We start from the raw sequence: 6,565 nt of genomic DNA, 5'->3' as shown, positions 1-6,565 counted from the left end.
AGGCGGATGCTAAAATTTATGCAATTCGTAGGGTGCGCACCTGTGCGCACGCGGTCAGAGCGTGCTGGCTTGCGGCAGCCGCTTTCACCACGCAGCCTTCGCGAACCGCGTGCGCACAGGTGCGCACCCTACGCCCCCGCAAGCCGTACGACGACTCTGAAAAAGGACCCATGTACATCCTCGAGACCGACCGCCTGCGCCTGCGCACCATAACGCCAGAAGACGCGGCGTTCTACCTCGAACTGGTGAACGATCCTGCCTTCATCGAACACATTGGCGATCGCGGCATCCGCACTCTCGATGAGGCGCACGAGGCCGTGGTCGACGGGCCGATGGCCATGCATGAGGAACTCGGCCATTCGCTGTACGTGGTCGAGCGCAAGGAGGACCTGGCGTTGATGGGCATGTCCGGCCTCATCAAGCGCGAAACGCTGGAGGACGTGGACATCGGCTACGCCTTCCTGCCAGCCTACCGCGGCCATGGTTATGCGTTCGAAGCCGGCCAGGCGCTGCTGGCCTACGCGCCTACGCTCGGCATTACGCGGGTGGTGGCGATCACCTCGCCCAACAACGTCGCGTCCAATCAGCTGCTGCTCAAGCTTGGCTTGAAGTTCCAGAACTTCATCCACCTGACGCCCGAGGACGCGGGCACTAACCTTTACCTGATCGACCTCACAGTGTAGCGGCAGCAGGCACCGTTATTGCTGCCTGGTGCCACCCCAAGGGAAGAACCAGGTCAGCGGCTTGTCGAGCCGGGTCGCCCACGAGGCCTCGTTGTGGCTAGCTCCCTCAGCCTTAAAGAACATCAGGTCTTCGTTCTCGCGGTAGCCCTGGGCCAGCATCGCGTCGCGCATCAGGAGCGTGTCTTCCAGAGCGTCGTTCCTGGTGCCGGCGTCGAGGTAGAACTTGACCGGCACATGCGGTGGCTTGGCGACCAGTTGGCGCTTGTTCCACCAAAACGAGCTGGAGACGCCGCCCGCCTTCGAGAACACGCCCGGGTGGCGCTGCGCAATGTAGACCGAGGCGATTCCGCCCAGCGACGAGCCCATGATCGCCGTGTGCTCCTTGCCCGGTAGGGTGCGCAGCGTCTTGTCGATGTAGGGCTTGACCGTCTCGATGATGAACGCATCATACCGGTCGAGCTTGCCGCCGCCGTACTTCGGGTCGCAGCACGGCGTGTATTCGGAGATGCGCTCTGGCGTGTTGTCGATCCCGACCACGATCACCTCGTCCATCTGCCCCATCGCGACCAGCTGGTTTACCGTCTCGTCGACGCGCCATTCGACGCCATAGGCCGCGGTCCTGGCATCGAACAGGTTCTGCCCGTCGTGCATGTACAGCACCGGGTAGCGCTTGGCCATGTTCTCTTCATAACTGGCGGGCAGGTAGATGCGCAGTGAGCGCTTGTTCTGCAGTTGCGGCGATTCGAAATCGGGCACGATCTTCAATTTGCCGAACGGCGCACCGAAGAACGGATAGATGTCGACCGTGCTGCCGGCCGCCAGCTTGTAGACGCCGCCCACCGAGACCTTGTCGCCCAGTGCCGGCTTGATCGCGATGTCGCCCAGTTCGTCCAGCCACGAATAGGTCCAGATGTTGGTGCCTTCCAGCCGCGTGGCCGTCACGCCCTTGGACCACGACATCGGCGCCTTGTCGCCGAGGATGGCGATGCTGCCCTTGCCGGCGTCGTAGTGCACGCGCACAGTGGTCGCGCCGGCGTCGGCCAGCAGGGCCACACAGGCCGCTGCCGCGAGAGCTGTTTTCAAACGCTTCATTATCAAACTGCCTTCCTTCATTTGATGCGCACCCGCCGCACGCTCTTCAATGGATTGTAGCCGCATGGGTTGAGGCTTGCATCCACACCGGCCCAAGCACGGCGTAGGGTGCGCACCTGTGCGCACGCGGTTCGCGGACGCCAACATGGAGATTCCAGACACGCTGCGCCAGAAGATGGAACTGTTCCGCACACATGGGCGCATCCATCGCTACAACAACGAGTTGTTCACCGAGGTGGCCTGGCTGCAGGTGATGACCGGGCAGAACTGCACCCGCAGAGCCACCACCCGCTGGTCGACGTGCAGGCCGAGGCAGGGATCGAGGACTACCTGGAGAGCATCGCTCGGGTGATCGCCAAATGCGTGGAGGTGATGCCCAGCCACGCCGAGTACATCGCCCGCCACTGCGTCGCGCCACACATGTAGCAAGCGGCCAACATGGAACCGCTGGCCGCGCCCCCAGCGAGAATAATCCCGTCGCGCACGGTCGGACAGAGTAAACTGGCGGTTTAGCACCGATTTCACGAGAGTTACTCAATGTCCGACACCCCCATCCCGACGTTTGCCGACCTGAACATCCCCGCGCCGATCCTCAAGGCGCTCAAGGAGGTCGGCTACGAAACGCCGTCGCCCATCCAGGCTGCCACCATCCCGCTGCTCATGGCAGGCCGCGACGTGCTGGGGCAGGCGCAAACGGGCACCGGCAAGACCGCCGCGTTCGCGCTGCCGGTTTTGTCCCGCATCGATATCAAGCAAAGCGCCCCGCAGGCGCTGGTGCTCGCGCCTACGCGCGAGCTGGCGATCCAGGTTGCCGAGGCGTTCCAGAGCTACGCCGCGCACATCAAGAACTTCCACGTGCTGCCGATCTACGGCGGCCAGAGCTACGGCCCGCAGCTGTCGGCCCTGCGCCGCGGCGTACACGTGGTGGTCGGCACGCCTGGGCGCGTGATTGACCATATCGAAAAGGGTTCGCTCGACCTGTCGCAGCTCAAGACCATCGTCCTCGACGAAGCCGACGAGATGCTGCGCATGGGCTTTATCGACGACGTCGAACACATCCTGCAGCAGACGCCGGAAGAGCGCCAGACCGCGCTGTTCTCGGCCACCATGCCGTCGCAGATCAAGCGCATCGCCAAGACGTACCTGAACGAACCGAGCGAAGTGACGGTGGCCGCCAAGACCGGCACCGCCGAAAACATCACCCAGCGCTTCTGGCTGGTGGCCGGCATGCAAAAGCTGGACGCGCTCACCCGCATCCTCGAAGCCGAACCGTTCGACGGCATGATCATCTTCGCGCGCACCAAGCTTGGCACCGAGGAGCTGGCCAGCAAACTGCAGGCGCGCGGCTTTGCGGCCGCCGCCATCAACGGCGACATGGCGCAGCAACAGCGCGAGCGCACCATCGAGCAGCTCAAGAACGGCAAGATCGACATCCTGGTCGCGACCGACGTCGCGGCGCGCGGGCTGGACGTGGACCGCATCAGCCACGTGATCAACTTCGACGTGCCGTCCGACCCGGAGAGCTACACCCACCGTATCGGGCGTACCGGCCGCGCGGGGCGCAGCGGCGAAGCGATTTTGTTCATCACGCCGCGCGAGCGCGGGCTGCTCAAGGCCATCGAGAAGGCCACGCGCCAGCGCGTCGCGCCGCTGACGCTGCCGACCATCAAGGCCGTCAACGAAGTGCGCATCACCAGGTTCAAGGACCAGATCACGCAAACGCTCGAGGACGGCGGGCTGGAAGTGTTCCGTTCGCTGATCGAGGAATACGAACGGGAGCAAAACGTGCCGGCGGTGGACATCGCCGCGGCGCTGGCCAAGCTCGCGCGTGGCGACGAGCCGCTGCTGCTGGAAAAGCCGGATCGCGAGCCGCGCATGGAAGAGCGGCCGGTGCGCGAAGTGCGTAGCGACGCGCCTGCATACCGCAAGGAGCGCGTGAAGCACACGCCGGAAGACGGCATGGGCACGTACCGCATCGAGGTCGGCCACGCGAACGGCGTCAAGCCGGGCAACATCGTCGGCGCAATTGCGAACGAGGCCGGGATTCCGTCCAAGCTGATTGGGCGAATCGAGATCTACGACGACTACACGATGCTCGACCTGCCGGCCGACCTGACGCCGGACCTGCTCGATCACCTGAAGACAGTGTGGGTTGCCGGCCGCCAGCTCAATATTACGCGCGACGGCGAACCGCCTGCGGTAGCGAAGAACGGCTTCGCGAAAAAGGGCGCGCAGCGCCGCTTTGCCGAAAAGAGCGACGCGAAAAAGCCGCGCCGTAAAGGGGCGAGGGCGGACTGAGGTTGAGCGTTACCGCAGGTGATGCCCCGTAGGGTGCGCACCTGTGCGCACGCGGTTCGCGAAAGGAGCGTAGCCAAGCCTTAGCCGCAAGCCACCACCCCCCGTCGTTCCCGCGTAGGCGCCGCGCAGGCGCGGCCCCATAGGCAGCTTGAAATGACGCTCAGTATGGGTTCCCGCCAAGGGGGGCGCCGAGCCCGGGAACGACGATTTTTCGGCTAAGTAATTCGTGCAAGCTCGTAGGGTGCACACCTGTGCGCACGCGGGTTCGCGAACGTAGCGTAGTGGAGGAGCAGCCGCAAGCCCGCACACGTTGACCGCGTGCGCACCAAAGGTGCACACCCTACGTCGCGGCAGCAACCTGGCTGGTGACGCTTGCCTTCTTCTCCTCAACCAGCATCCACAATCCCGCGGATATGGCCAGGCAGCCGCCGCAAATCAAAAACAGCGCGCTCTTGTCACCCGCGTCGCGCAACACGAAACCGATCCTGGTCTTCGTCGTGATTCCGCAGATTTGCAGCGGCTTTTTGCTTGGCACGGTGACCCGGCCCGTCTTCAACGGCCACACGATTCGCACGCTGGTGCTGGGCGGCGCCAGCATGATCCTGGCGGCTCTGCTTACAACTTTGGTCACGGATAAATCTGACCTCTAATCTGCGCCATCATTTTCGCGCCTGTCGTATCGTAACGGATTGTCAATACATCCCGCCAGACAGGAGCGAAAGCATGACGATACACACCGTGGCGACCAACCCATTTGCCGGGCAGCGCCCGGGAACTTCGGGCCTGCGCAAAAAGGTGACGGAGTTCCAGCAGCTCGGCTATCTCGAAAATTTCGTCGAGGCGATCTTCGAGACGCTCGGCGATACCCGCGGCATTACGCTGGTGCTGGGCGGCGACGGACGTTTTTTCAACCGTAGCGCGATCCAGACCATCCTGCGCATGGCGGCCGCGCACGGGGTGGGCAAGGTGCTGGTCGGGCGCGGCGGGATCATGTCCACGCCGGCCGTGAGCTGCGTGATCCGCAAGCACGGCGCATTCGGCGGCATCGTGCTCTCGGCCAGCCATAATCCGGGCGGACCGCACGGCGACTTCGGCATCAAGTACAACGTCGAGAACGGCGGCCCGGCGCCGGAAAAGATCACCGAGGCGATCTACACCAACACCCAAACCCTGACCCGCTACCTGATCAGCGACGCGCCCCCCGTGGACCTGGAACGGCTCGGCACCACGCGCATGGAGCAGATGGAGATCGAAGTGATCGACCCGGTGGCCGACTACGCGGAGCTGATGGCGCGCCTGTTCGATTTCGACGCGATCCGTGCCCTGTTCGCGGGTGGTTTCACCATGTGCTTCGATGGCATGCATGCGGTCTGCGGCCCGTACGCCAAGGCGATCATCGAAGGCATGCTGGGTGCACCCGCCGGCACCGTGATCAATGCCGTGCCGCTGGAGGACTTCGGCGGCCACCATCCGGACCCGAACCCGGTCAACGCCGCTGAACTCATCGCCTTGATGTACAGCGCCGGCGCCCCGGATTTCGGCGCCGCCTCCGATGGCGACGGCGACCGCAACATGATCGTCGGCCGCGGAATCGCCGTCACGCCTTCCGACAGCCTGGCCATCATCGCCGCCAACGCCACGGTGGCCCCGGGCTATCGCGACGGCATCAAGGGCATCGCCCGCTCGATGCCGACATCGACCGCGGCCGACCGCGTTGCGACTGCGCTTGGCGTCAACTGCTTCGAGACGCCGACCGGCTGGAAGTACTTCGGCAACCTGATGGATGCGGGTCTCGTCACCCTGTGTGGGGAGGAGAGCTATGGCACGGGCTCGGACCATATCCGCGAAAAGGACGGCCTGTGGGCGGTGCTGTTCTGGCTGAACATCCTGGCCGCGAAGGGCAAGACGGTCGAGCAGATCGTGCGCGAACACTGGACGCGCTTCGGGCGCAACTACTATTCGCGCCATGACTACGAGGCGGTTGACGCCGGCGACGCACAAGCAATGATGGCCGCGCTTCGCGCCAGGCTCCAGGAGCTGGCGCGATGCACGCTGGCCGGCCACCGCGTTGCACTGGCAGATGACTTCATTTATCACGACCCGGTCGACAAATCGGTCGTCAGCCATCAGGGCATCCGCATCGTGATGACCGACGGCTCGCGCATCGTGTATCGGCTGTCCGGCACAGGCACCGAAGGCGCGACTGTGCGGCTTTACCTGGAGCGTTACGAGGCTGATCCGGCGCGCCATGATTTTGATACGCAGGAGGCGCTGTCTTCGCTTGCCGCCATTGCCGACGCGGTGGCCGAACTGCGGCTGCGTATCGGACGTGAGAGGCCGAGTGTGATCACCTGATTTATCGTAGGGTGCGCACCCGTGCGCACGCGGTCACCGCATGCTGACTTGCGGCGGCCGCATCATTACGCGGCGTTCGCGAACCGCGTGCGCACAGGTGCGCACCCTACGATGTGCATAGGCCGCTGGCTTTGTTT

6 protein-coding genes are annotated in these 6,565 nt (G+C 64.2%); 5 read left to right on the top strand and 1 reads right to left on the bottom strand.

Annotated elements, in window-relative coordinates:
* Positions 1 to 170: 170 nt before the first annotated feature.
* A complete protein-coding gene (locus E4O92_RS03210) occupies positions 171 to 683 on the top strand; it encodes a GNAT family N-acetyltransferase (protein ID WP_135188312.1) in 513 nt (170 codons plus the stop codon).
* 15 nt (positions 684 to 698) lie between these two features.
* On the opposite strand, the gene E4O92_RS03205 is transcribed toward E4O92_RS03210, so the two are convergent.
* Positions 699 to 1,775, bottom strand: a complete 1,077-nt coding sequence (locus E4O92_RS03205) for an alpha/beta hydrolase (RefSeq protein WP_135188311.1) — start codon at positions 1,773 to 1,775, stop codon at positions 699 to 701.
* 145 nt (positions 1,776 to 1,920) lie between these two features.
* Here E4O92_RS03205 and E4O92_RS25090 point away from each other — a divergent pair, with 145 nt between their 5' ends.
* The 4 genes from E4O92_RS25090 to E4O92_RS03185 all read left to right on the top strand — a co-directional run bounded on the left by E4O92_RS25090 (position 1,921) and on the right by E4O92_RS03185 (position 6,428).
* Entirely contained in the window at positions 1,921 to 2,127 is a 207-nt protein-coding gene (locus E4O92_RS25090) for a tryptophan 7-halogenase (RefSeq protein WP_307721735.1), read from the top strand.
* A gap of 185 nt (positions 2,128 to 2,312) precedes the next feature.
* Entirely contained in the window at positions 2,313 to 4,073 is a 1,761-nt protein-coding gene (locus E4O92_RS03195) for a DEAD/DEAH box helicase (RefSeq protein ID WP_135188310.1), read from the top strand.
* Between the two features lie 365 nt (positions 4,074 to 4,438).
* The gene (locus tag E4O92_RS24965) at positions 4,439 to 4,723 is read left to right on the top strand and encodes a hypothetical protein (RefSeq protein ID WP_206076803.1); all 285 of its coding nucleotides are present in this window, start codon (positions 4,439 to 4,441) and stop codon (positions 4,721 to 4,723) included.
* Positions 4,724 to 4,796: 73 nt separating this feature from the next.
* Positions 4,797 to 6,428 (top strand): alpha-D-glucose phosphate-specific phosphoglucomutase, encoded by a 1,632-nt coding sequence (locus tag E4O92_RS03185; RefSeq protein WP_135188309.1) that lies wholly within the window; start codon positions 4,797 to 4,799, stop codon positions 6,426 to 6,428.
* Positions 6,429 to 6,565: the final 137 nt, after the last annotated feature.

It is taken from the genome of Massilia horti (assembly GCF_004614195.1).
In the GTDB taxonomy this organism is placed as follows: domain Bacteria; phylum Pseudomonadota; class Gammaproteobacteria; order Burkholderiales; family Burkholderiaceae_D; genus Telluria; species Telluria horti.
Note: the sequence above shows the minus strand (reverse complement) of the source record. Positions and strands in the feature narration are given on the sequence as shown.

Coding starts and splice junctions, on each gene's coding strand:
- E4O92_RS03195 (WP_135188310.1), top strand. CDS start 2,313: ATGTCCGACACCCCCATCCCGACGTTTGCCGACCTGAACATCCCCGCG.
- E4O92_RS03185 (WP_135188309.1), top strand. CDS start 4,797: ATGACGATACACACCGTGGCGACCAACCCATTTGCCGGGCAGCGCCCG.
- E4O92_RS25090 (WP_307721735.1), top strand. CDS start 1,921: ATGGAGATTCCAGACACGCTGCGCCAGAAGATGGAACTGTTCCGCACA.
- E4O92_RS03205 (WP_135188311.1), bottom strand. CDS start 1,775: ATGAAGCGTTTGAAAACAGCTCTCGCGGCAGCGGCCTGTGTGGCCCTG.
- E4O92_RS03210 (WP_135188312.1), top strand. CDS start 171: ATGTACATCCTCGAGACCGACCGCCTGCGCCTGCGCACCATAACGCCA.